The organism is Bradyrhizobium sp. 138 (assembly GCF_023074075.1).
GTDB lineage: Bacteria > Pseudomonadota > Alphaproteobacteria > Rhizobiales > Xanthobacteraceae > Bradyrhizobium.
This window is the reverse complement of sequence record NZ_JADPKT010000033.1, coordinates 101,566-123,363: the sequence shown is the minus strand read 5'-3', so window position 1 is coordinate 123,363 and position 21,798 is coordinate 101,566. Positions and strand designations below refer to the sequence as shown.

The following is a 21,798-nucleotide window of genomic DNA, read 5'->3' as shown; positions in this document are numbered from 1 at the left end:
CCAAGCTAGCCCAGTTCGGCAACGGTTGCACCTGTGGAATGCTGCGTTGCACAGGGCGGGGGAGCGAAGCCGGCCGGGAGGCGTTGAGCCGGCTACGCGAATGTAAAGACGGGGACAGCAATGAACTGGCAGGCCGTCATGGCCGACATCGACAGGATGTTCGGCTGGATACCGTCGTGGTTCGTCGGCCTCAGTCTGGTGCTCGGCGCGATCCTGCTGGCCCTTGGCCTCCATCGGCTTGCGGCCTGGTTTCTCAATCGCGCCTTCGGAACTCGCCTCCCGCTTCTGAGCGTGTTCATCGAGCGCACGACAGGCCCGGCGCAGTTGGCGCTGTGTCTTGGCGCGGTCGCATTGGTCCTGCCGCTCGCGCCGCTCGACGACACGATCCGCACGCCGCTGATGCGGCTGTTCGTGGTGGCTGTCATCGCGCTGATCGGCTGGATCTCGATCCGGATCGTCGACATGAGTGCGGCGCGCTATCTGCAGAATTTTCGCGATGTCACCGAGAATTTCGTCGCCCGCAAGCACGTCACGCAAGTCCGCGTGTTCAAGCGCGTCACCGATACCATCATCGTCATCATCACGGTGTCGACCGCATTGATGACGTTCGACTCCGTTCGGCAATACGGCGTCAGCCTGTTCGCCTCTGCCGGCGCGGCCGGTATCATCGTCGGTCTTGCCGCGCGGCCGCTGCTCAGCAATTTGATCGCGGGCTTGCAGATCGCCATCACCCAGCCGATCCGCATCGAAGACGCCGTGATCATCGAGAACGAGTGGGGATGGGTCGAGGATATCGCCGCGACCTATGTCGTGATCCGGCTGTGGGACTGGCGCCGCATGGTGGTGCCGCTGTCTTATTTCATCGAAAAGCCGTTCCAGAACTGGACCCGCGATACCGCATCCCTGATCGGTGTGATCGCCCTCCATGTCGATTATCGTGCCGACGTCCCGCGCATCCGAAGCTGGCTGGAAGAAGCGGTGAAGCAGTCCAAGCTCTGGGATGGCGCCGTGGTCAATCTCCAGGTGATCGACGCGGACTCCCGCACCATTGAGCTGCGTGCGCTGGTCAGCGCGCGCAACGCGCCGCAATCCTGGGACCTGCGCTGCGAGATCAGGGAAAAGCTCGTGGCCTTCATTCGCGACGAGATGCCGGAAGCGTTGCCGCGCGAGCGGGCGATCCTGATCCCGTCGGGCGGAGGCGATGATGCCGATTTCATGCGGGGCCCGGCGACGCCGGAGAAGATGCGAGCGCAGGCCCACAATTGAACAGCGGCCTTCCTTGCTCCGTCCGGGCTCGGGCGTCGGCTTGCCTGCGCCGCGGAGCCTCATTGTGCGTGAATGTTGGCGGCCTTCAGCACGGGCTCCCCACTTCGTCGCCTCGGCGTGCATATCAGCGTCAAACTCTTGCGCGTTGAGCCGACGGATGCCGCCCACGGTTTTTGTTGACGAGACCTGATCTTTTGTACGATAGTACAAATCACATGGTACGCAAGCCCACCAGCAAGGAAACGGCCCGCAAGCCGAACATGCGCGAGGCGATCCTCGCCGCGGCCGAGGAGCTGTTCGCCACCAACGGCTTCAATGCCGTCTCGGTGCGCGACATCGCGCACGCGGCCGGAGCCAATCCCGGCAGCGTGACCTATCATTTCAAGACCAAGGACGGCCTACTGCTGGAGATTTACCGGCGCCATTGCGGGCCGATGAATCTGCGCCGTTCGGAGCTGCTCGCCGCCGCCAGGCGCGTGCGCGATCTCCAGGACCGGCTGGAGGCGATCGTGCGTGCCTATGTGGTGCCGGCCTTCACCTCGGGCAGCGATCTCGCCGGTGGCGGGGCGCGCTTCACGCGGCTGCGCGCCGTGATGTCGGCCGAAGGCAACGAAGTCGCGCGAAAGATCATCGCGCAGACCTTTGACGACACCAGCCACGCCTTCATCGATGCGATCCACGAGAGCCTGCCGCATATCCCGCGCACCGATATCGTCTGGCGCAGCCACTTCCTGCTCGGCGCGCTCTATTATTCGCTGGTGACGCCGGACCGCGTCTCGCGCCTGTCGCGCGGCGAGGCCGACGGCGGCGATGCCGCCGGCGCCATCGAGCAATTGGTGCAGGCCACCGTTGCCGCGTTCCAGGCTCCGCCGCTCGATCATGCTGCGCCGGCGCGGCGGCGGCCGGTCGTCAGCAGCAAGGCTTGAAATAAGCGGTCTCGCTTCGGCGGTTCACCTGATGACAATGATGTACACGCCCACCATCCCGCCGCCCGATCCGAATACCCGCACGCCCAGGTTCAAGCTGCCGAAACTGTCCTGCGACGCGCATTGCCACATCTTCGGGCCCGGCGCGAAATATCCCTATGCGCCGGAGCGTTCCTACACGCCGCCGGACGCGCCGCTCGAGGACTTTCGTGCGCTGCATGCCAAGCTCGGCGTCGAGCGCGCGGTCATCGTCAATGCCAGCGTGCACGGCACCGACAACAGTGTGGCGCTTGATGCGATCGCCGAGAGCAATGGCGCCTATCGGGCGGTCGCCAATATCGACGACACCATCACCGAGCGCGGGCTTCGCGTGCTGCACGAGGGCGGCTTTCGCGGCTGCCGCTTCAATTTCGTCCGCCATCTTGGCGGCGTCCCTGACAAAGGCGTGTTCGATCGCGTCATCGCCATGGTCGCGCCGCTCGGCTGGCACATCGATTTGCATTTCGACGCGATCGACCTGCCTGACTATGCCGACATGCTGGCAAAGCTGCCGCTGAGTTACACCATCGACCATATGGGGCGGGTGAAGGCGTCCGACGGGCTCGACCAGCTGCCGTTCAAGATTTTGATCGAGCTGATGCAGCGCGATGAGAAATGCTGGGTCAAGATCTGCGGCTCGGAGCGGGTGTCGTCAAGCGGTCCGCCCTTTACCGACGCTGTGCCGTTCGCACGAAAAATCGTCGAGACCGCCGCCGACCGCGTCATCTGGGGCACGGACTGGCCGCATCCCAACGTCAAGGCGATGCCGAACGACGGCGACCTCGTCGATCTGATCCCGCTGTTCGCGCCGGAGCCGGAGCTTCAGCAGAAGATCCTGGTCGATAATCCCGCGCGCCTGTTCGAGTTCGACCGATGACGTTGCTGGCGATCCATACGGACGAAAGGAATCTCCCATGAAAACAGGTCTCGTGGTCACCGCCCATCCTGGCGATTTCGTCTGGCGCGCCGGCGGCGCCATCGCGCTGCATGCGAAGAAGGGCTATCGCATGAAGATCGTGTGTCTGTCCTTCGGCGAGCGCGGCGAGAGCCAGTTTGCCTGGAAGGAGAAGGGCGCGACGCTGGAATCGGTCAAGGCCGGGCGCAAGGACGAGGCGGAGCGGGCGGCGAAGCTTTTGGGCGCCGAGATCGAGTTCTTCGATTGCGGCGACTATCCGCTAAAACTCACCGAAGCGCATTTCGACCGCATGGTCGACATCTACCGCGAGCTCAATCCCAGCTTCGTGCTGACGCACGCGCTGAAAGATCCGTATAATTTCGATCATCCCAACGCGGCGCATTTTGCGCAGGAGACGCGTGTGGTCGCGCAGGCAATGGGTCACAAGCCCGGTGCGCAGTACAAATATTCGGCGCCGCCGGTGTTCCTGTTCGAGCCGCACCAGCCCGAGCAGTGCAACTACAAGCCGGACCTGCTGCTCAAGATCGACGAGGTCTGGCAGGAAAAGTACGAGGCGTTCCAGATCCTGGCCGCGCAGAAGCATCTCTGGGGCTATTACGAGCGTGTCGCGCTCAACCGCGGCATTCAGGGCAGCCGCAACACCGGTGTGCCCATGACCTATGGCGAGGCCTATCAGCGCCTGTTCCCGACCGTTGCGGAGGAATTGGCATGAAGCCGGTCGTCGTTCGCAACATCAAGCGTGCCGATCCCGCCGGCATGGCGGAGTACGGCGTCTCGACCGTGCACGAGGCCTATGGGCGCGTCGGCCTGATGAAGTCTTACTTGCGGCCAGTCTGGCCGGGCGCGGCAATTGCGGGTCCTGCCGTCACCGTGCTGGCACAGCCCGGCGACAATTGGATGATCCATGTCGCGGTCGAGCAATGCAGGAAGGGCGACATCCTCGTGGTCGGCTGCACCACCGACAATACCGACGGCATGTTCGGCGAATTGCTCGCGACCTCGCTGCAGGCGCGCGGCGTGCAGGGGCTGATCATCGATGCCGGCTGCCGTGACGTCAAGGCGTTGCACGAGATGAAATTTCCGGTGTGGTCACGCGCGGTCTCGGCCAAGGGCACGGTCAAGGTGACGCTCGGCTCGGTCAACATTCCCGTCGTCTGCGCGGGCGTCAATGTCGATCCCGGCGACATCGTCGTCGCCGATGACGACGGCGTCGTCGTGGTGCCGAAGCGCTATGCCGCCGAGGTCGCCGAGAAGGCGAAGAAGCGCAACGCGGACGAGGACGGCAAGCGCAAGCGGCTCGCTTCGGGCGAGCTGGGTCTCGACATGTACAATATGCGCGAGGCGCTGGCGAAGGCCGGGCTCATCTATGTCGACAATCCCGAGGACGTTTGAAGCGGAGCGGGCGGATGGATCGTCTCAAGCTGAAGGCCGTGCTAGGCAGTCACCCCCATGTGAGGGCGGTGAAGAGCGGCGAGCTCCGCTCCGACCTCTTCGATCTCGACTTCGTCGAGTACACGCCGACCAACACGGCGTTCAAGCCGATGGTGCGCGAGCAGGCTTTTGACGTTTGCGAGATGGCGATCGTCACCTTTCTGATGGCGAAGGCGCATGGCAAGCCGCTGGTGCTGTTGCCGGCGACCATGCTCGGCCGCTTCCAGCACTCTTATGCGCTCTACAATCCCGCACGGGGGACGCTCGCACCGTCCGATCTCGAAGGCAAGCGCGTCGGTATCCGCTCGTTCACGACGACGACCGGCGCCTGGATCCGGGGCATTCTCGCCAACGACTATGGCGTGAACCTCGACAAGATCCGCTGGATCACCTTCGAGGATCCGCACGTCGCCGAATATGTCGACACCACCGAACGTGCCCCGAAGGACAAGAAGATCCTGCAGATGCTGCTCGACGGAGAGCTCGACGCCGTGCTTGGCGAGACCTCGAACGATCCGAAGCTGAAGCCGCTATTCCCTGATCCGACTGCAGAGGCCGCCAAATGGTATGCCCGGCGCGGGGTGGTCCCTGTCAACCATCTCGTGGTCGTGACTGAGCAACTCGCGAAATCGCGCCCCGACGTGGTCGCGGGCATCTATGATCTTCTCAAACGCAATAAAGAGCAGATGGGGTCTGCGGCCTCGCCGGACCTCGTCCCATTCGGGATCGAGGCAAAGCGGAATCCGCTCGGACTGATCGTCGACTACGCATTCCAGCAGGCGCTGATCCCGCGCCGCTATGCGGTCGAGGAGCTGTTCGACGAGACGACACGAGGATTGAACTGATGGCAGATCCGAAGCGATGGCAGATCGGGCTGGTTGGATATGGCGAGGTCGGCCGGATTATGGCCGAGGATCTGCGCCAGCAGGACATCAAGGTCGCTGCCTATGATATCAAGCTCGATGGCGAGCAGGGCGTTTCGCTGAAAGAGCATGCGGCGAAATTCGGCGTGACGCTCACAGCCTCTCATGCTGAGCTGGCCGCGAAATGCGACTTCATCATCTCCGCCGTCACGGCCAGCCAGGCTGTGCCGGTGGCGAAGACCTGTGCCGCCGCGATCAACCAGGGCACCTGGTTCCTCGATTTCAACTCGGCATCTCCCGGCGCCAAGCAGCGCGCCGCGGCGCTGATCGATGACCGAGGCGGGCGCTATGTCGAGGGCGCGGTGATGACTTCGGTGCCGCCCTATCGCATCAAGGTGCCGTTGCTGCTCGGCGGCCGCGGCGCGAGGCAGATCGAGCCGCTTCTGAACGCGATCGGCTTTGCCGCGAAGGTTGCGAGCGACGAGCTCGGTGTGGCTTCGGCCGTGAAGATGTGCCGCAGCATCATGATCAAGGGCCTCGAGGCGATGGTCATCGAGAGCTTCACCACCGCGCGCGCCTATGGGGTGGAGGATGCGGTGCTGGCCTCGCTCACGGAGACGTTCCCTACCATCAATTGGGAGGAGCTGGGGGCTTATTGTTTCCAGCGCGTGATCGAACACGGTCGCCGCCGTGCCGAGGAAGTGCGTGAGGTCGCTGGGACCGTGCGCGAGGCAGGGCTGACGCCATGGTCCGCGCAGGGCACCGCCGAGCGTCAGGCCTGGGTCGCCGACCTCGCCGATGAAGGGTTGTTTGGCGCCAGGGGTACCAAGGACTTCGCCCGCAGCGCCGATTGGCGCACCGAGGCAGACCGGATCCTGGCGAAGATCAAGCGCTGACGCATGCGCGGTCAGCTCAAGACCGGACCGGCGTCGCGATAGTTCGAGAGTTCGTCGCGGGCGAGCTCGATCAAATCGACCAGGCTCTTGGCCTTGCGAACGATCTGCTCCCTGGCAGGCGCGGTGCGGAATTCCGTGACGATCATGCGGATGCACTTGTCGGCGGTATCAAGCGTCAAGAGCGCGCGGGTCATGTCGTCTTGCGTGCGGATCGCCGAGATATCGAGGTCCGACAGGACTTCGCCGATTCCACTCAGCCGCTTGACGGCCGTTTCCGCGGGCGTGTCGGCCCGAATGGAGCGATAATCGATGCTACTGAATGCGCTGAACATAAACATACTTCCCGACTGAACCCGGATGGTTCAGAGCGCCCCCTTAGTATGATCCGGACGGCCTTTTGTTCAATGCGCACAGCTACGGTCCGGGATTCTACCGGACTCGGATTTCGGGCGGGAATCGGCAGCAAAACTGGAGAAAGCGGCCCGATGGTCAGCCGTGTCCCTGACGATTTTACCGTTGGAAAATCCGCCGGAAACCCGTTCAGCTCTAGGGCCGGAACAGAGCGGGCTGCTGCCGTGCAAATGTCTGTCGGCCGCTCTTGAAGCCCATCGCGATATCGGGCAGCTCGGCAATGGCGAAGCGGCTATCCTTTGTATCGAGCACGACGAGATCGGCGGGATTGCCGAGCTTGATGCCGTAATCGTCAAGGTTCATCAGCCGCGCCGGCAGTTCGGTCACGAGATCGAGGCAGGTGTCGAAATCGCTCACCGAGGCGTGCGCGACATTGGCGTAGAAGTTCGCCATCCGCAGCAGCGAGGCGTCGCCGAACGGCGTGAAGGGATTGAGCACGTTGTTGGTCGCGACCGAGCACACCACGCCGTCGCCCGCGAGCTTGTGGGCGAGTGTCAGCCCGCGCGGCGCGTTGTGGGTGGCTTCGCGCCCCATCAGGTAGAGATCGGTCGCGGGCAGCACGGTGACGGCGATGCCGGCTCCCGCGAGTTGCGCGGTGGCAGCCTTCATTCGCTCCGGCGGCAGGGCCGAGAGCTTCGTCGCATGGCCGATCGCCACGCGTCCCTGATAATTGCGCCGCTCGGCCTGCCGGCAGACTTCGTCGAGATGCCACCAGGAGGGATCGAGATCGAAATCGAGATGCAGGTCGACGTCGACGTCAAACTCCTGCGCGAGATCGAAGATGCGCGCGAGATGCGCGTTCGGGTCGGTGTCCATATAGGGACAGCCGCCGATCACGTCGCCGCCGTCACGCAAAGCCTGGACCAGCAGGTCCTCAGCGCCGGGATCGTTGGTCAGGCCTTCCTGCGGGAAGACGCAGAGCGACAGGTCGATCGCCCAGAGATAATCGCGCTTCAGCGCCCTGACCGCCTCGAAGCCGCGCAAGCCGATGCGCGGATCGATCTCGACATGCGTGCGCATGCGCGTTGTGCCGTGTACGATCGCGCGTTCGAGCACTCTGGCGCCGCGGGCATAGACGTCCTCGACGCTGAAATCGCGCTTCATTCCGGCAACGGCGCGGATGGCGTCCGAGACGCTGCCGTGGTCATGCCCGCAGCGGCCGAGCAGGCAGGCCTTGTCGAGATGGATGTGGGTATCGACGAAGCCGGGCAGGGCAAGACGGCCGCCGAGATCGAGCTCGACCGCGTCACAGACGAGCTTCGGCTCGATCGCGGCGATCCGGCCGGCTTTCACGCCGATGTCGACGGGCGCGGCGGATGATCGCACTAGCGCATTACGGAAGATCAGGTCGAAGGTGGGCTGGCTGGTCATGGCTCTTGCGGACGGAATTTAGAGCAATCAACCGGGATCGGCGGCTCCAGGTTGTCGGCAGTGTAGCGGGGCAGATGTTCAAAATATATGCATGGATTCTGCGACAGTAGCAGTAGTATTCCGCGAACCCCGGGAGAACCAGCCATGTCCGTTGCCGCAAGAGCCGAAGCCGCTCCGATGTCCGACGCCGCGATCGTAGAGGCCTATCTCACGGCATCGATGATCCCCGATCCGGACGCTGCGGCCGCCTATATGGCGCCGGGTACCGTGATCACATTCACCGGCGGGCGCGAGTTCGATCATCCGCGCGGCCCGACCGGCTTCAACGCCAAGCGCTACCGCTGGGTCAAGAAGAAGATGGACCGGTTCGACGTCTGCCCCGGCGACGGCGAGACCGTGGTTTACAGCGTCGGCACGCTCTACGGCGAATGGATGGATGGGACCCCGTTCGAGGGCAACCGTTACGTCGACCGCTTCGTGGTGCGCAACGGCAAGATCACCAAGATGGACGTCTGGAACGACAGCGCCGAGCGTATCCTGGTCCAGCGCGGCATCGAGGCGTAAGCGCCGCTCGTCATATCGAAAGCTGTGATAGCTGATAGGCGCAGGCATGTCTGGCGGCCGGAACACGCCTGCGCTATCAACTCCGGTAACTGCGCCCGGCATGGAGGCGCGAGTCCCCTGAGGAGCCACCGATGCGTGTAACGACTGTTCTTCTGGCCGTCTCATGCCTTGCGAGCGCAGCCTCGGCTGAGGATCTCACGGGCACGCTGCAAAAGGTCAAGGAGACCAAGAAGATCACGCTCGGCTATCAGGAAGCCTCGGTCCCCTTCAGCTATCTCGACGGCAACCAGAAGCCGGTCGGCTTTGCCATGGACATCTGCCTTGGGATCGTCGATGCCGTGAAGAAACAGCTGGGCATGCCCGACATCGCCGTCGATACGCTCGCCGTGACCTCGTCGAACCGGATTCCCTTGATGGTCAACGGCACGCTCGATCTGCATTGTTCGGCGACCACCAACAACGCCGATCGTCAGAAGCAGGTCGCCTTCACCAACACGCATTTCCTCAGCGCGACACGATTTGCCGCCAAGAAGGCCGCCAAGATCAACACCATCGACGATCTCAAGGGCAAGGCGGTCACGGCCGTGGCCGGCTCGGTCAACCTGACCCAGCTCGCCAAGGTCAATACGGAACGCAATCTCGGCATCAATGTGATGCCGGCGAAGGACCAGGCCGAAGCCTTCCTGCTGCTGGAAACCGACCGCGCCCAGGCCTACGCACTCGATGACGTCCAGCTCGCGGTCGCGATCGCGCGGTCGAAGGAGCCGCAAGCCTACATGATCAGCGAGGAGGCCTTCTCCAAGCCGGAGCCGTACGGCATCATGCTGCGGCGTGAGGACGCGCCGTTCAAGGCGCTGGCCGATCGCGCGACGGCGGAGCTCTACGCGAGCCCTGAGATCGAGGTCCTCTACAAGAAATGGCTGCAATCGCCGACGCCGCCGAACGGCCTCAACTACAACGTCCCGATGTCGCCCGCCTTGCGCAACGCCTTCAAGAAGCCGAGCTCCAGCGCCGATCCGGATGTGTACGTAGTGAACTGAGGCGAGGGGCTCGCCACTATGCGGTTGGCGAGCCCAGCTTCTAAACGTTTGAATATTTCTTCAGCTCGAACCACGCGATCTGGTTCCTGTGAACTTCGTCCGGCCCGTCCGCGAGCCGCAGCAGGCGCGCGGTGGCGTAGGCCTGCGTCAGTCCGAAATCGTTCGAGGTGCCGCCGCCGCCATGGGCCTGGATCGCCCAGTCGATGATCTGGCAGGCCATGTTGGGCACGGCGACCTTGATCATCGCGATCTCGGCCTTCGCCACCTTGTTGCCGACCGTGTCCATCGCGTAGGCCGCGTTCAGCGTCAGCAGCCGGGCCTGCTCGATCATGATGCGGGCTTCCGCGATGCGCTCCTGCGTCACCGTCTGCTCGGAGACCGGCTTGCCGAAGGCGACGCGGCTGCGCACCCGGCGGCACATCTTCTCGAGCGTGCGTTCGGATAGCCCGATCAGCCGCATGCAGTGATGGATGCGGCCGGGGCCGAGCCGGCCCTGCGCAATCTCGAAGCCGCGGCCCTCGCCGAGCAGCATGTTTTCCCGGGGCACGCGCACATTGGTGAAGACGACCTCGGAGGCGCGGTCGGGCACGCCGTAGAAGCCGAACACGGGCAGGGGGCGCTTCACCTCGATGCCTGATGTCTCCATCGGCACCAGGATCATGGATTGCTGCTTGTGCCGGTCCGGATTATCGGGATCGGTCTTGCCCATGAAGATGCAGATCTTGCAGCGGGGATCTGTCGCATTGGTCGTGTACCATTTGCGCCCGTTGATGACGTAGTGGTCGCCGTCGCGCACGATCAAGCTCTCGATGTTGGTCGCATCGGATGAGGCAACCGCAGGCTCCGTCATGGCGAAGCAGGAGCGGATCTCGCCCGCGAGCAACGGCTTCAGCCAACGCTCCTTGTCCTTCTCCGAGCCATAGCGCTCTAGTACCTCCATGTTGCCGGTGTCGGGTGCCGAACAGTTGAAGACTTCAGGTGCGAGATGCGAGCGGCCCATCACCTCGCAGAGCGGGGCATATTCGAGATTGGTGAGGCCCGCGCCATGGCTGGATTCCGGCAGGAACAGATTCCAGAGACCTTCCGCGCGCGCCAGCGGCTTCAACTCTTCGACGACGGGATACACTTTCCACGGCCCGAGCTCCTCCGCCTCGCGATAAAACCGCTCCTCGTTCGGATAGATGTGCCGGTCCATGAAGCTTTCGAGCCTGCGCTTGAGCTCGACGACTTTGGGCGACATCGGGTAGAGCATCTCTGGTCTCCTTGATCGATCGGCGACAGGATCAGCCGATTTCGAGATAGTTCGGGCCGGGCAGTTTCGGGAATGGGGCCGTCGGCAGCGTCTGGTACCAGAACGCGACCGAGGCGATGTCGTCCTGCAAGGGAAGGTATTTTCCGTCCTTCGCGCCGGGCAGCCAGCCCAGCGCCTGGATCGTCACCCGCAAATCGGAGCGGAAACGCACGGGATCGGGGATGTGCCAGCGGTACAGGCCGAAGCGCTGCTGCGATTTGTAGACGCCGTCGGGGCGGATCACCTGCGGGAGGCCGGCATAGGGCGTGGTGAATTCCTGGTAGCGCGATTGTCCCTGGCCGCCGTGCGCGACATGGGGATCGAAATTGTAAGCGCCGCAAAAATAGTCCTCGGTGCCGGTGCCGCAAATCGTCGGGAATTCGCCATCGCCGTCGATGAAGAATTTGATCTCGCCTTCGCCCCACCAGCCGTTGTTGTTGACGCCCCAGGCCATGTAGGTGCCGACATAGTGGCCGGCGCCGCTGATGCCGTCGAGGATGGTGTAGACCTCCTTGTAAGGCAGCGGATTGGTGCGACGGAACTGCGCATGGAAATAGCCGCAGTCTTCGGGCACGTCGGTCAGCGCATAGTTGATCTGGTAATAGACCGTGAGCTGCTCCTCGCTGCGGTTCTCCAGCGTAAACCGCGCACGCTTGCGAAACGGCATTTCCCAATAGCAGTTGAAGGCGCGGCCGGGATTGACGCAGACGGCGAGCGAGGACACCTGAGCGAACTCTTCCCATCCGCAGGCGAAGAAATCGCCGGCCGGGCATTCGACGCTCGGCTGTTCCTGGTCGTCCCAGTAGATGCGCAGGATCGAATGGCGAAGCCGTCCGCGCGCCAGCGTCATCCAGATCTGCTGGATCGCGCCCTGCCCCTGAATGTCGGCGAGGGTGAAAGTTGTGCCGGGATCGATGACGACATAAGGCGAGACCTTCCATCCCTGTCCGAGATCGCGCGCCTGGCGCGCGGCGGGGCCGTCGACGGACATGCCGCCCTTGCCCTTCTCGCCGGTGAAGTTCTCCGGGCTGATCGAGCGCGTCTGCGCATTTGACAGGCGCGAGAGATTGCCGAGATGCAGGCCCAATCCGGAAAACGCCATGGTGTCCTCGATAAGGGATTAGCGAGGTCTCGCTATATCGCCTCCAAATCTACCAAAAGATGAAGACGATTGCGCACGGACAGCCCTTGCGCGATCGCAGAGGGTCACGCGACGCGGTATTCCCTGAACTTCTCGCGCAGGGCCGACTTCAGCACCTTGCCGGTCCCCGTCATCGGAAATTCGTCGAGGAATTCGACGGCGTCCGGCATCCACCAACTCGCGATCCTGGGGCGCATGTGGTCGAGCAGCGTCTTGCCGTCGACCGTTGCACCCTTCTTGCGGACGACGAGGAGCAGGGGGCGCTCCTGCCATTTCTCGTGGTTGATGGCGACCACGGCGGCCTGAAGCACATCGGGATGCGACAAGGCAACGTCCTCGAGCTGAATCGAGGAGATCCATTCGCCGCCGGACTTGATCACGTCCTTGGAGCGGTCGGTCAGCGTGACGTGGCCTTGAGGATCGATCACGGCCATGTCGCCGGTGATCAGCCAGCCGTCGCGGTCGAGGCCCTCCTCTAACTTCATATAGCCGGAGGCGACCCACGGTCCGCGGGCGCGCAGATGACCGACGGTCTTGCCGTCGCGCGGCAGCTCGACGCCGGCGTCATCGACGATGCGCAAGGCGGTACCGAAACAGGCGCGGCCCGAGACCTGGCGCCGGTCGAATTTCTCCTTCTCGCCGAGGTGCTCCGAGCCGGGCCGCAGGCCCGGCATCGAGCAGCCCAGGGCCTCGGTCATGCCCCAGGCCTGGATGTAGTCGATGCCGTACTCGCGCTTCAGCTTCTCGACCATGGCGCGTGGCGGCGCCGAGCCTGACGACAACGTTGCGCGCAGCGTCGAGAACCTGTTGCCGGTGCGGCCCAGCCAGTCGAGCAGGATCAGCCAGAAGCTCGGCACACCCGCCGACAACGTCACCTTCTCGCCTTCGAGCAGTTCATAGAGCTTGTCGGGCTCGTAATTGCGCCCGGGCAGCACCAGCTTTGAGCCGGTATAGGGCGCCGTGAACGGCATGTTCCAGCCATTGCCGTGGAAGAGAGGCGCCATCGGCATCATCACCTCACGCACGCCTTCGAGATGCCCGGGCAGGAAGTCGAAGTTGCAGCAGGTCATGGTCTGCAGGATCGCGGCGCGGTGTGAATAGATCACGCCCTTGGGATTGCCCGTCGTGCCCGAGGTGTAGCAGATGGTGGAGGCGGATTTTTCGTCGAACTCGGGCCAAGTGAAGCCGTCGTCGTTTTCCTTGTCCAGCAGCTCCTCGTAGCAATGCAAATTGGCAAGCTTCGTCTCGGGCATCCGCTCGCGCGAGGACATCACGACGTAAGCCTCGATCGTCCTCAGCTGCGGCGCGATCGCCTCGACGATCGGCAACGTGGCGCGATCGATGAACAGCAGGCGATCTTCCGCATGGTTGATGATGTAGACGAGTTGCTCGGGAAACAGCCGCGGGTTGACGGTGTGCAGCACATAGCCCATGCCCGGCGCGGCATAGAACATCTCGAAATGGCGGTGGGTGTTCCAGGCCAGCGTGCCGACGCGATCGCCTTTTGTCATGCCGAGCCGCTTCAACGCCAGCGCCATCCGCTTGATGCGCGGATGGGCGTCCGCATAGGTGTAGCGATGAATGTCGCCCTCGATCTCGCGCGCGACGATTTCCGCCTCGCCGTGATAGTCCGCGGCATACTGGATCAGACCGCTGATCAGAAGCGGCATGTCCATCATCAATCCCTGCATGGTCTCCTCCAGAGCCACGTCGTTGCGTGGCACACGCTTGTGGTTTGCGCTTGAGGTTAGCGGAACGTGGTGCGGCGTTCACGCAAAAAACATTCGACGTGATTGCACGGGTCACTTTTTCAGGGCTAACGTGAGGTGAGCTGTCGGCGAAGCAGCGCTCTCCGTGGAGAAAATGCATGTCAGCGGAAAGACACAAGACCGGTGCAGCCGGCGAGCCTACGCTCGATATTGCGGCTCTCCGTGCGCGCTATCGTGACGAGCGCGATCGCCGTTTGCGTGCCGAAGGCAAGGCGCAGTATGTCGAGGCATCAGGCGATTTCGGCCGCTACCTCGACGACCCCTGGGCCGATCCCGGATTTGCGCGTGCACCCATCAGTGAAGAGACTGAAGTGCTGGTCGTCGGCGGCGGCTTTGGCGGGCTTCTCTGCGGCGCGCGCTTGCGCGAGGCCGGCATCGATGATTTCCGTATCGTGGAAAAGGCTGCCGACTTCGGCGGCACCTGGTACTGGAATCGTTATCCGGGCGCGGCCTGCGATACCGAGAGCTACATCTATCTGCCGCTCCTGGAAGAGACCGGCTACATGCCGGTGCGCAAATACGCTAGGGCGCCGGAGATCTACGAGCACTCGCGCCGCATCGGCCGTCATTTCCATCTCTACGAGCGCGCGCTGTTTCAGACCGTCATCTCGCGGATGCTGTGGCAGGAGCAGTCAGCGCGTTGGCTGGTCGAGACCGATCGCGGCGACCAAATCCGCGCACGCTTCGTCATTCTCGCCGGCGGTCCGCTCAGCCGGCCGAAGCTGCCGGGCATCCCCGGCATCGAGACCTTCAAAGGCCACCGCTTTCATACCAGCCGTTGGGACTACGGCTACACCGGCGGTAGCGCCGATGGTGGCCTGACCGGCCTTGCTGACAAACGCGTCGGCATCATCGGTACCGGCGCCACCGCCGTGCAATGCGTGCCGCATCTCGGCCGTTCCGCGAAGGAGCTCTATGTCTTCCAGCGTACGCCGTCGGCGATCGGCGTGCGCGACGATCGGCCGACGGATCAGGGCTGGGCGCAGAGCCTCGCGCCGGGCTGGCAGCGCGAGCGCATGGACAATTTTACGTCCGTGATTTCAGGCGAGCCGTTCGAACGGGATTTGGTGCAGGACGGCTGGACCGGCCTGCTCGGCGAGATCCTGCTGGCGCCGCGTCGCCAGCCGCAACCGGTGACCTCGATGGAGGAGGCGCTGAAGGTGATCGAGCAGGCCGACTATCGCAAGATGGAGGAGATCCGCGCCCGCGTCGATGCTATCGTCAAGGACGACGCGACGGCGGACGCGCTCAAGCCCTGGTACAAGGCGTTTTGCAAGCGGCCGTGCTTCCACGACGAATATCTCGACACCTTCAATCGTCCCAACGTGCATCTCGTCGACACCAACGGGCAGGGTGTCGAACGCATCACCGAGAACGCCGTCGTGGCCGGCGGCAAGGCCTACGAGCTCGACTGCCTGATCTACGCCAGCGGTTTTGAGGTCGGCACCGATTATGCCCGTCGCATGGGCTTTGAGGTCTATGGCCGTGACGGCATGAGCCTGACCGAGCGCTGGCAGGGCGGCGTCAAGACCATGCATGGCTTCTACAGCCGCGGCTTCCCGAACTGCTTCCTGATCGTCATGGTGCAGGCCGGCCAGAGCGCCAACTTCCCGCACATCATCGACGAGCAGTCGCAGCACATCGCCTATGTCATCGATCAGGCACGCAAGCGCGGCGCCAGAACGCTGGAGCCGACGCTCACCGCCGAGAACGCCTGGGTCGACGAAGTCGTCAAGGCCGCGCTCGGCCGCCAGACCTATCTCGCCGAATGCACGCCCGGCTACTACAACAACGAAGGCGTGTTCGATCCGATCGCGGCAAGAAACAGCCAATATTGGCGCGGGCCGGTGGCGTTCCTGCGGCTGCTCGACAAATGGCGGAAGGAAGGCAATCTGGAAGGCCTCGAATTGTCCTATGATCAGGCCATGGAGTCGGCGTCTTCGCGTAGGTAAGATTGCCGGTCGGTACAGGACGGGAGATAGTGGGTATGATCAGGGGCAGGGCAGTTGCGGGGGCGGTTTTTGGCGCAGTGGCGCTGCTTGGGTGCCTGGCGCCTGCCGCAGAGGCCGCGCAATGCGGCAGCTCGCCGGCCGGCTTTGAAGCCTGGAAGCGCGAATTCAGTGCGGAGACACAAGGCAAGGGCATCGGCCAGACCGCGCTCGCGGCCTTGATGCAGACCAACTATGCCAGCGCCACCATCGCGGCCGACCGCGGCCAGCGCAGCTTCCAGCTGACGCTCGACCAGTTCCTGGCCAAGCGCGGCGCCACCACCATCGTCGCCAAGGGGCGGCAGCTCAAGCAGTCGCAGGCTGCCTTGTTCGCCTCGATCCAGCAGCGTTATGGTGTCCCGCCGGGACCCTTGATCGCGATCTGGGGCATGGAGACCGGCTTCGGCAGCCAGCGCGGCAACCAGAACATGCTGTCGTCGATCGCGACCCTTGCCTATGACTGCCGCCGTCCCGAATTCTTCACCGACCAGCTCTATGCCGCCCTGAAGCTGATCGACCGCGGCACGCTGTCGGGATCGACGCGCGGCTCCATGCATGGCGAGGTCGGCCAGACCCAGTTCATGCCCAAGAACATCCTGGCCTACGGCACCGGCAATCTCGAAGTGGCGGCCAACGCGCTGAACTCGACGGCGAATTTCCTTAGGGCTCATGGTTGGAAAGCCGGAGCCGGGTACCAGCCGGGCGAGCCGAATTTCGCCGCCATCGAGGCCTGGAATGCCGCCGGCGTCTATCAGAAGGCGATCGCGCTGATGGGCCGGCAGATCGACGAGGGCGGAGGGGCGGCGGCCTCGCGCTAACGAGAGCCCCGTTTCGAACGGGCCCTTGAGTCTCGTTTTGGCGCGTTTTCGTTACGCGAACCGGCATCCACGTCGCCCGAAAACGCTCTTGCTCAGCAAGGCGTGATGCGCCGGCACGAGAAAGTTGTTGCCATCTGGAACTGACGGCACGACGTTTGCTTTGATCAAAGTTCGGGGCTGGGCATGAGGAGACTCACCATGGCAACCCAGATCGTGATGGACCAGACTGGCGATACGCGCCACGAGTTTGATCCTGGCAATGCCCAAGCGCTGGCGCGGGCCGAACGGCGCTTTCGGGAGCTGACCGGAGCCGGCTTCACTGCCGCGCTGCGGACCGGGCCCGGCGAGGTCACCCGTATCAAATCGTTCGATCCGACCGCGCAGGAAACGCTGTTCTATCCCCGCCTGGTCGGCGGTTGATCTGAGCTGCTCATGTTCGCGGCAGTTTGGCTCCGGGCGCCGGCGCGTGCGCGTCTGCATGCGCTGCGCGAACTCTATCGGCGGTTCTTCGGCGAGAACACGCCGGATGCCCGCGGTCGCCGGCTGCTCTTCGACTGGCTCTCGCCCGCACAACGCGCGCAGTTCGAGGAGCACCGGTATTTCGACGTCGTCGGCTGCGATACCGGCAAGACCTATCGCATTCACTACGGCACCGCCGCCAACGTCCACGAGATCGACGGTGAAGGCCGGGCGACGATGGGATGGTGCTTCGTCCCGTCAGGCTTCCTGGTGCCGGGCGACGTGATGCTGGCGCAAAAGATTGCGCTCGAGACCGACGAAAGGGGCGCGCTTACGCTCGCCAACCGGTTTCCGCCGGCCACGCATTCGGAGCATTTTTACCGGCGGCCGTTCTAGCGGCGGAAATGGCGGGGCGGTGAGTAGTGCGTCGTGCGGTAGGCATCCAACGCATGCGCCGCGAAGACGCCGACGCTGCAAAGGGCGAGCAGGGCGGAGATCAGCTCGATCATAGCGCGTCCTCCCTTGCTGGTTGGGCAACGAGGCTTTGGCAGCAGGAATAGTCGTAGATCAGGTCGAGGAGGAATTGCATGGTGGCCGTCCCTGTATTTATTTTGACAACCACTTAGACGGCGATCTGTTTCAGGCGTGTTTCGTCGCATCGGGAATGCGGTTTCGCGGGGGAGCCAAGGGGTCGGTTTTGTGCGCTGCGGTCCAGCCAAATGGCGCGGCGCGTTAAGGATACCGGCAGGGCCTGCGGCCGGCGCCGGCCCTTGCGGGGCTCCCGCACAGGTGGTCATCTCAGCCCGGGGAAGACGCTGGAGGCTGACATGAAACGATTCCTTCTCGCCGTTTTGCTGGCGGCGGGCGCCGCAAGCGCCGGGCCGGCGCTTGCGCAACAATCCAAGGTCGGCGACTGGACCATCGAAAAGCGGACGCAGGATACGCATTGCAATGCGAGCCGCGGCTACAAGGACAGGGATGACGAGAACCGCGACTACGTCATCGTGATCACCTATTCCGAGAAGGCGATCGTGATCGTGCTGATCTACGATGGCTGGGAATGGGAGAAGGTCGGCGAGATCCTTCGCGCCGATGTCGGCACCGACGATGCGGACATCATGAAGAAGGCGAAGTGGGAGGTCATGGACAAGACCACCGTGCGCGGCATCTTCGAATACGACCAGTCGATGATGGACCGCCTGTCGAAGGCCAAGCGCCTCACGCTCGATTTCGAGGATGATGACGACGACAGTATCGAGATGCAGATGCCGCGTGCCGGCGAAGCGCTGGCGGCGTTGAAGTTCTGCGAGGAGAACCGGAAATAATCGCTCCGATGTTGGTCCCGCCGCGTGCCGCGGCGGGACGCTGTTCACTCGGCAGGCCCGTGGACCGGCGCCGCGCTGACGTCGCTGCCGTGATGCGTCAGCGGCTTCATGCCGGTGACGGTCCGCAGCAGCACGTAGAACACCGGCGTCAGGAACAGTCCGAACACGGTGACGCCGATCATGCCGGAGAACACGGCAACGCCCATGGCGCGCCGCATCTCCGAGCCCGCGCCGGTCGAGAGCACCAGCGGCAGCACGCCCATGATGAAGGCCATCGACGTCATCAGGATCGGCCGCAGCCGCAAGCGGCTCGCCTCGATCGCGGCCCGGATCGGCGTGCGTCCTGCGAATTCGAGCTCGCGCGCGAATTCGACGATCAGGATCGCGTTCTTGGCGGAGAGTCCCACGAGAACGATCAGCCCGATCTGGGTGAAGACGTTGTTGTCTCCCTTCGAGATCCAAACGCCGAACATCGCAGCGAGCAGGCCCATCGGCACGATCATGATGATCGAGAGCGGCAGGGTCAGGCTCTCATAGAGCGCCGCCAGCACCAGGAACACCAGGAGGATCGCCAGCGGGAACACCCAGAGGCCGGAATTGCCGGCGATGAATTCCTGATAGGTCAGGTCGGTCCATTCGAAGGCAAAGCCCGGCGGCAGCACCTCCGCCGCGATCCGCGTCGCCGCCTCCTGCGCCTGGCCCGATGAAAAACCAGGTGCCGCTGCCGCGTTGATGTCGGAGGACAGGAACCCGTTGTAGCGGATCGCGCGTTCCGGCCCCGCGCTCTGGCGGATATTGAGCAGCGCCGACAACGGCACCATGTCGCCGGAGGACGAGCGCACCTTGAGCTGCCGGATGTCGTCGGCGCGCGCGCGGAACGGTGCGTCGGCCTGGACGCGGACGGAATAGGTCCGGCCAAACTTGTTGAAGTCGTTGACGTAGTAGGACCCGAGGTAGATCTGCAGCGTGTTGAACACTTCGGGCACGGGCACGCCAAGCTGCAGCGCCTTGGTACGGTCGATGTCGGCGAACAGCTGGGGCACGTTGACCTGGAAGCTCGAGAACACGCCGGCGATCTCCGGCGCCTTCTGCATCGCCGCCATGAACGCCTTGGTCGCTTCGTTCAGCGCAGCGTAGCCGAGGCCGGCGCGGTCCTCGATCTGCAGCTTGAAGCCGCCGATGGTGCCGAGGCCGTTGACTGGCGGCGGCGGGAACATGGCGATGAAGGCTTCCTGGATACCGGCATATTTCTTGTTCAGCTCCGCCGCAATTGCATTCCCGTTCAGGGCCGCATCCTTGCGCTCGTCGAACGGCTTCAATGTCGAGAACACGATGCCGGCATTGGACGAGTTGGTGAAGCCGGAGATCGACAGGCCGGGGAAGGCGACCGAGCTCTCGACACCAGGCTGGGTCAGCGCGATGTCGCTCATCTTGCGGATCACTTCCTCGCTGCGGTCGAGCGTGGCACCATCGGGCAGGCGGGCGAAGCCGACCAGATATTGCTTGTCCTGGCCCGGCACGAAGCCGCTCGGCACCTGCTGGAACAGAAGCGCGGTGAGACCGACCAGGACCGCGTAGAGCCCCATCACCGCGGACTTGCCCGAGATCACTCTGGTGACGCTGCCGCCGTAATTTTCCGAGGAGCGCGTAAAGGCCTTGTTGAAGCCGCGGAAGAACCAGCCAAGGCTCTTTTCCATGATGAGCGTCAGCCTGTCCTTCGGCTCGTTATGGCCCTTGAGCAATAGCGCCGACAGCGCCGGCGACAGCGTCAGCGAGTTGACGGCGGAGATCACGGTCGAGATCGCGATCGTCAGCGCGAACTGCTTGTAGAACTGCCCGGTGAGGCCGGAGATGAAGGCGAGCGGCACGAACACCGCGACGAGTACCAAAGCGATCGCGATGATCGGTCCCGACACCTCGCGCATCGCCTGATAAGTGGCATCGCGCGGTGACAGCCCGGCCTCGATGTTGCGCTCGACGTTCTCGACCACGACGATGGCGTCGTCGACGACGATGCCGATTGCGAGCACCAGGCCGAACAGGCTGAGCGCGTTGATGGAGAAGCCGAACATGTGCATTACGGCAAAGGTGCCGACGATCGACACCGGCACGGCCAAGAGCGGGATGATCGAGGCGCGCCAGGTCTGCAGGAACAGGATCACGACCAGCACGACCAGCGCGATCGCCTCCAGGAGCGTGTGGATCACCGCCTCGATCGAGGAGCGCACGAACTGGGTGGGGTCGTAGACGATCTGGTAGGACACGCCCTCGGGCATGTTCTTCCTGATCTCGGCCATTGTGGCGCGGACATTGTCGGAGATCTGAAGCGCGTTGGAGCCGGGGGCCTGGAAGATCGGGATCGCCACCGCCTGCTTGTTGTCGAGCAGCGACCGCAGGCCATATTCGGAGGCGCCGAGCTCGATGCGCGCGACATCGCGCAGGCGCACCACTTCACCGCGCGCGCCGGTCTTGACCACGATGTCGCCGAACTGTTCCTCGTTAGCAAGCCGCCCTTCCGCGTTGACGGACAGTTGCAAGTCGATACCCGCAACGTTCGGGGAGGAGCCGACGACGCCTGCGGCGGCCTCGACGTTCTGCGCCTGGATCGCCCGCACGATGTCGCTCGCTGTCAGTCCATGCTCGGCGGCCTTCTGTGGATCGACCCAGACCCGCATCGAATAGTCGCCGGCACCGTAGAGCTGCACGTCGCCGACGCCGTCGATCCGTGCGAGGCGATCCTTGACGTTGAGCACGGCGTAGTTCCGCAGATACGTCATATCGTAACGGCCGTTCGGCGACAGCAGGTGAACGACCATGGTGAGATCGGGCGACGACTTCTTGGTGATGATGCCGAGCTGACGCACTACGGCGGGCAGGCGCGGCTCGGCCTGCTGCACGCGGTTCTGCACCAGCTGGGTTGCCTTGTCAGGATCGGTGCCGAGCCGGAACGTCACCGTCAGCGTCATGGCGCCGTCGGTGGTCGCCTGGCTCGACATGTAGAGCATGTTCTCGACGCCGTTGATCTGCTCCTCGATTGGCGTCGCCACCGTTTCCGCGATCACCTTGGGATTGGCACCGGGATAGGTCGCGCGCACCACGACGGAGGGCGGCACGACGTCGGGATATTCCGAGATCGGCATCGCGAACAGCGAGATCAGGCCGGCAAGGAAGATCAGGACCGACAGCACGCCGGCAAAGATCGGACGATCGATGAAGAACTTTGAGAGATTCATGGTCTTGCCCCTGGGCAATATCGTTCGTGTCTCCGACAACCCCGTCATTCC

20 protein-coding genes are annotated in these 21,798 nt (G+C 63.7%); 14 read left to right on the top strand and 6 right to left on the bottom strand.

Going from position 1 to position 21,798, the window contains the following annotated elements; genetic code table 11:
• Positions 1-120 precede the first annotated feature (120 nt).
• The 7 genes from IVA79_RS15885 to IVA79_RS15855 all read left to right on the top strand — a co-directional run bounded on the left by IVA79_RS15885 (position 121) and on the right by IVA79_RS15855 (position 6,337).
• Positions 121-1,266, top strand: coding sequence for a mechanosensitive ion channel family protein (locus IVA79_RS15885; RefSeq protein WP_247554206.1), 1,146 nt, complete (start codon positions 121-123; stop codon positions 1,264-1,266).
• A gap of 215 nt (positions 1,267-1,481) precedes the next feature.
• Positions 1,482-2,192 carry a TetR/AcrR family transcriptional regulator gene (locus IVA79_RS15880; RefSeq protein ID WP_247554205.1) on the top strand — a complete coding sequence of 237 codons (711 nt, stop codon included), beginning with the start codon at positions 1,482-1,484 and terminating at the stop codon, positions 2,190-2,192.
• 31 nt (positions 2,193-2,223) lie between these two features.
• Complete coding sequence (locus IVA79_RS15875; RefSeq protein WP_247554204.1) at positions 2,224-3,108, top strand: amidohydrolase family protein; 885 nt, start codon at positions 2,224-2,226, stop codon at positions 3,106-3,108.
• 37 nt (positions 3,109-3,145) lie between these two features.
• Complete coding sequence (locus IVA79_RS15870) at positions 3,146-3,859, top strand: PIG-L deacetylase family protein (RefSeq protein WP_247554203.1); 714 nt, start codon at positions 3,146-3,148, stop codon at positions 3,857-3,859.
• Positions 3,856-4,539: a 4-carboxy-4-hydroxy-2-oxoadipate aldolase/oxaloacetate decarboxylase gene (locus IVA79_RS15865; RefSeq protein ID WP_247554202.1), complete on the top strand. Its 684-nt coding sequence runs from the start codon at positions 3,856-3,858 to the stop codon at positions 4,537-4,539. Before IVA79_RS15870 ends, IVA79_RS15865 begins: the two co-directional genes overlap by 4 nt.
• 14 nt (positions 4,540-4,553) lie before the next feature.
• Positions 4,554-5,423 (top strand): ABC transporter substrate-binding protein, encoded by an 870-nt coding sequence (locus IVA79_RS15860; protein ID WP_247554201.1) that lies wholly within the window; start codon positions 4,554-4,556, stop codon positions 5,421-5,423.
• Positions 5,420-6,337 (top strand): NAD(P)-dependent oxidoreductase, encoded by a 918-nt coding sequence (locus IVA79_RS15855; protein ID WP_247554727.1) that lies wholly within the window; start codon positions 5,420-5,422, stop codon positions 6,335-6,337. Before IVA79_RS15860 ends, IVA79_RS15855 begins: the two co-directional genes overlap by 4 nt.
• Before the next feature lie 11 nt (positions 6,338-6,348).
• On the opposite strand, the gene IVA79_RS15850 is transcribed toward IVA79_RS15855, so the two are convergent.
• On the bottom strand, positions 6,349-6,669 hold the full coding sequence (locus IVA79_RS15850) for a hypothetical protein (RefSeq protein ID WP_247554199.1): 321 nt from the start codon (positions 6,667-6,669) through the stop codon (positions 6,349-6,351).
• 214 nt (positions 6,670-6,883) lie between these two features.
• Entirely contained in the window at positions 6,884-8,119 is a 1,236-nt protein-coding gene (locus tag IVA79_RS15845) for an amidohydrolase family protein (RefSeq protein WP_247554196.1), read from the bottom strand.
• 144 nt (positions 8,120-8,263) lie between these two features.
• Here IVA79_RS15845 and IVA79_RS15840 point away from each other — a divergent pair, with 144 nt between their 5' ends.
• Complete coding sequence (locus IVA79_RS15840; protein WP_247554194.1) at positions 8,264-8,683, top strand: nuclear transport factor 2 family protein; 420 nt, start codon at positions 8,264-8,266, stop codon at positions 8,681-8,683.
• A gap of 131 nt (positions 8,684-8,814) precedes the next feature.
• Positions 8,815-9,723, top strand: coding sequence for an amino acid ABC transporter substrate-binding protein (locus IVA79_RS15835; RefSeq protein ID WP_247554193.1), 909 nt, complete (start codon positions 8,815-8,817; stop codon positions 9,721-9,723).
• Positions 9,724-9,763: 40 nt separating this feature from the next.
• Here IVA79_RS15835 and IVA79_RS15830 read toward each other — a convergent pair whose 3' ends face one another.
• From IVA79_RS15830 to IVA79_RS15820, 3 genes are all read right to left on the bottom strand, one after another.
• Complete coding sequence (locus tag IVA79_RS15830; protein ID WP_247554192.1) at positions 9,764-10,975, bottom strand: acyl-CoA dehydrogenase family protein; 1,212 nt, start codon at positions 10,973-10,975, stop codon at positions 9,764-9,766.
• A 31-nt stretch (positions 10,976-11,006) separates the two neighbouring features.
• Positions 11,007-12,116 carry a glycoside hydrolase family 172 protein gene (locus IVA79_RS15825; RefSeq protein WP_247554191.1) on the bottom strand — a complete coding sequence of 370 codons (1,110 nt, stop codon included), beginning with the start codon at positions 12,114-12,116 and terminating at the stop codon, positions 11,007-11,009.
• 104 nt (positions 12,117-12,220) lie between these two features.
• Positions 12,221-13,846 carry a long-chain fatty acid--CoA ligase gene (locus tag IVA79_RS15820; protein WP_247554190.1) on the bottom strand — a complete coding sequence of 542 codons (1,626 nt, stop codon included), beginning with the start codon at positions 13,844-13,846 and terminating at the stop codon, positions 12,221-12,223.
• A 176-nt stretch (positions 13,847-14,022) separates the two neighbouring features.
• On the opposite strand from IVA79_RS15820, the gene IVA79_RS15815 reads away from it, so the two are divergent.
• The 5 genes from IVA79_RS15815 to IVA79_RS15795 all read left to right on the top strand — a co-directional run bounded on the left by IVA79_RS15815 (position 14,023) and on the right by IVA79_RS15795 (position 18,514).
• A complete protein-coding gene (locus tag IVA79_RS15815) occupies positions 14,023-15,876 on the top strand; it encodes an NAD(P)/FAD-dependent oxidoreductase (protein WP_247554189.1) in 1,854 nt (617 codons plus the stop codon).
• Between the two features lie 35 nt (positions 15,877-15,911).
• Positions 15,912-16,730 carry a lytic murein transglycosylase gene (locus IVA79_RS15810; protein WP_247554188.1) on the top strand — a complete coding sequence of 273 codons (819 nt, stop codon included), beginning with the start codon at positions 15,912-15,914 and terminating at the stop codon, positions 16,728-16,730.
• A gap of 198 nt (positions 16,731-16,928) precedes the next feature.
• Positions 16,929-17,150: a hypothetical protein gene (locus IVA79_RS15805; protein ID WP_247554187.1), complete on the top strand. Its 222-nt coding sequence runs from the start codon at positions 16,929-16,931 to the stop codon at positions 17,148-17,150.
• Between the two features lie 12 nt (positions 17,151-17,162).
• Positions 17,163-17,585 carry a hypothetical protein gene (locus IVA79_RS15800; RefSeq protein ID WP_247554186.1) on the top strand — a complete coding sequence of 141 codons (423 nt, stop codon included), beginning with the start codon at positions 17,163-17,165 and terminating at the stop codon, positions 17,583-17,585.
• A gap of 431 nt (positions 17,586-18,016) precedes the next feature.
• A complete protein-coding gene (locus IVA79_RS15795; protein WP_247554185.1) occupies positions 18,017-18,514 on the top strand; it encodes a hypothetical protein in 498 nt (165 codons plus the stop codon).
• A gap of 44 nt (positions 18,515-18,558) precedes the next feature.
• Here IVA79_RS15795 and IVA79_RS15790 read toward each other — a convergent pair whose 3' ends face one another.
• The gene (locus IVA79_RS15790; RefSeq protein ID WP_247554183.1) at positions 18,559-21,747 is read right to left on the bottom strand and encodes a multidrug efflux RND transporter permease subunit; all 3,189 of its coding nucleotides are present in this window, start codon (positions 21,745-21,747) and stop codon (positions 18,559-18,561) included.
• Between the last annotated feature and the right edge of the window lie 51 nt (positions 21,748-21,798).

What these genes read in the sequence shown, in the direction of transcription:
- IVA79_RS15885 (WP_247554206.1), top strand. Translation starts at nt 121, where the DNA reads ATGAACTGGCAGGCCGTCATGGCCGACATCGACAGGATGTTCGGCTGG.
- IVA79_RS15880 (WP_247554205.1), top strand. Translation starts at nt 1,482, where the DNA reads ATGGTACGCAAGCCCACCAGCAAGGAAACGGCCCGCAAGCCGAACATG.
- IVA79_RS15875 (WP_247554204.1), top strand. Translation starts at nt 2,224, where the DNA reads ATGACAATGATGTACACGCCCACCATCCCGCCGCCCGATCCGAATACC.
- IVA79_RS15870 (WP_247554203.1), top strand. Translation starts at nt 3,146, where the DNA reads ATGAAAACAGGTCTCGTGGTCACCGCCCATCCTGGCGATTTCGTCTGG.
- IVA79_RS15865 (WP_247554202.1), top strand. Translation starts at nt 3,856, where the DNA reads ATGAAGCCGGTCGTCGTTCGCAACATCAAGCGTGCCGATCCCGCCGGC.
- IVA79_RS15860 (WP_247554201.1), top strand. Translation starts at nt 4,554, where the DNA reads ATGGATCGTCTCAAGCTGAAGGCCGTGCTAGGCAGTCACCCCCATGTG.
- IVA79_RS15850 (WP_247554199.1), bottom strand. Translation starts at nt 6,669, where the DNA reads ATGTTCAGCGCATTCAGTAGCATCGATTATCGCTCCATTCGGGCCGAC.
- IVA79_RS15845 (WP_247554196.1), bottom strand. Translation starts at nt 8,119, where the DNA reads ATGACCAGCCAGCCCACCTTCGACCTGATCTTCCGTAATGCGCTAGTG.
- IVA79_RS15840 (WP_247554194.1), top strand. Translation starts at nt 8,264, where the DNA reads ATGTCCGTTGCCGCAAGAGCCGAAGCCGCTCCGATGTCCGACGCCGCG.
- IVA79_RS15835 (WP_247554193.1), top strand. Translation starts at nt 8,815, where the DNA reads ATGCGTGTAACGACTGTTCTTCTGGCCGTCTCATGCCTTGCGAGCGCA.
- IVA79_RS15830 (WP_247554192.1), bottom strand. Translation starts at nt 10,975, where the DNA reads ATGCTCTACCCGATGTCGCCCAAAGTCGTCGAGCTCAAGCGCAGGCTC.
- IVA79_RS15825 (WP_247554191.1), bottom strand. Translation starts at nt 12,116, where the DNA reads ATGGCGTTTTCCGGATTGGGCCTGCATCTCGGCAATCTCTCGCGCCTG.
- IVA79_RS15820 (WP_247554190.1), bottom strand. Translation starts at nt 13,846, where the DNA reads ATGCAGGGATTGATGATGGACATGCCGCTTCTGATCAGCGGTCTGATC.
- IVA79_RS15815 (WP_247554189.1), top strand. Translation starts at nt 14,023, where the DNA reads ATGTCAGCGGAAAGACACAAGACCGGTGCAGCCGGCGAGCCTACGCTC.
- IVA79_RS15810 (WP_247554188.1), top strand. Translation starts at nt 15,912, where the DNA reads ATGATCAGGGGCAGGGCAGTTGCGGGGGCGGTTTTTGGCGCAGTGGCG.
- IVA79_RS15805 (WP_247554187.1), top strand. Translation starts at nt 16,929, where the DNA reads ATGGCAACCCAGATCGTGATGGACCAGACTGGCGATACGCGCCACGAG.
- IVA79_RS15800 (WP_247554186.1), top strand. Translation starts at nt 17,163, where the DNA reads ATGTTCGCGGCAGTTTGGCTCCGGGCGCCGGCGCGTGCGCGTCTGCAT.
- IVA79_RS15795 (WP_247554185.1), top strand. Translation starts at nt 18,017, where the DNA reads ATGAAACGATTCCTTCTCGCCGTTTTGCTGGCGGCGGGCGCCGCAAGC.
- IVA79_RS15790 (WP_247554183.1), bottom strand. Translation starts at nt 21,747, where the DNA reads ATGAATCTCTCAAAGTTCTTCATCGATCGTCCGATCTTTGCCGGCGTG.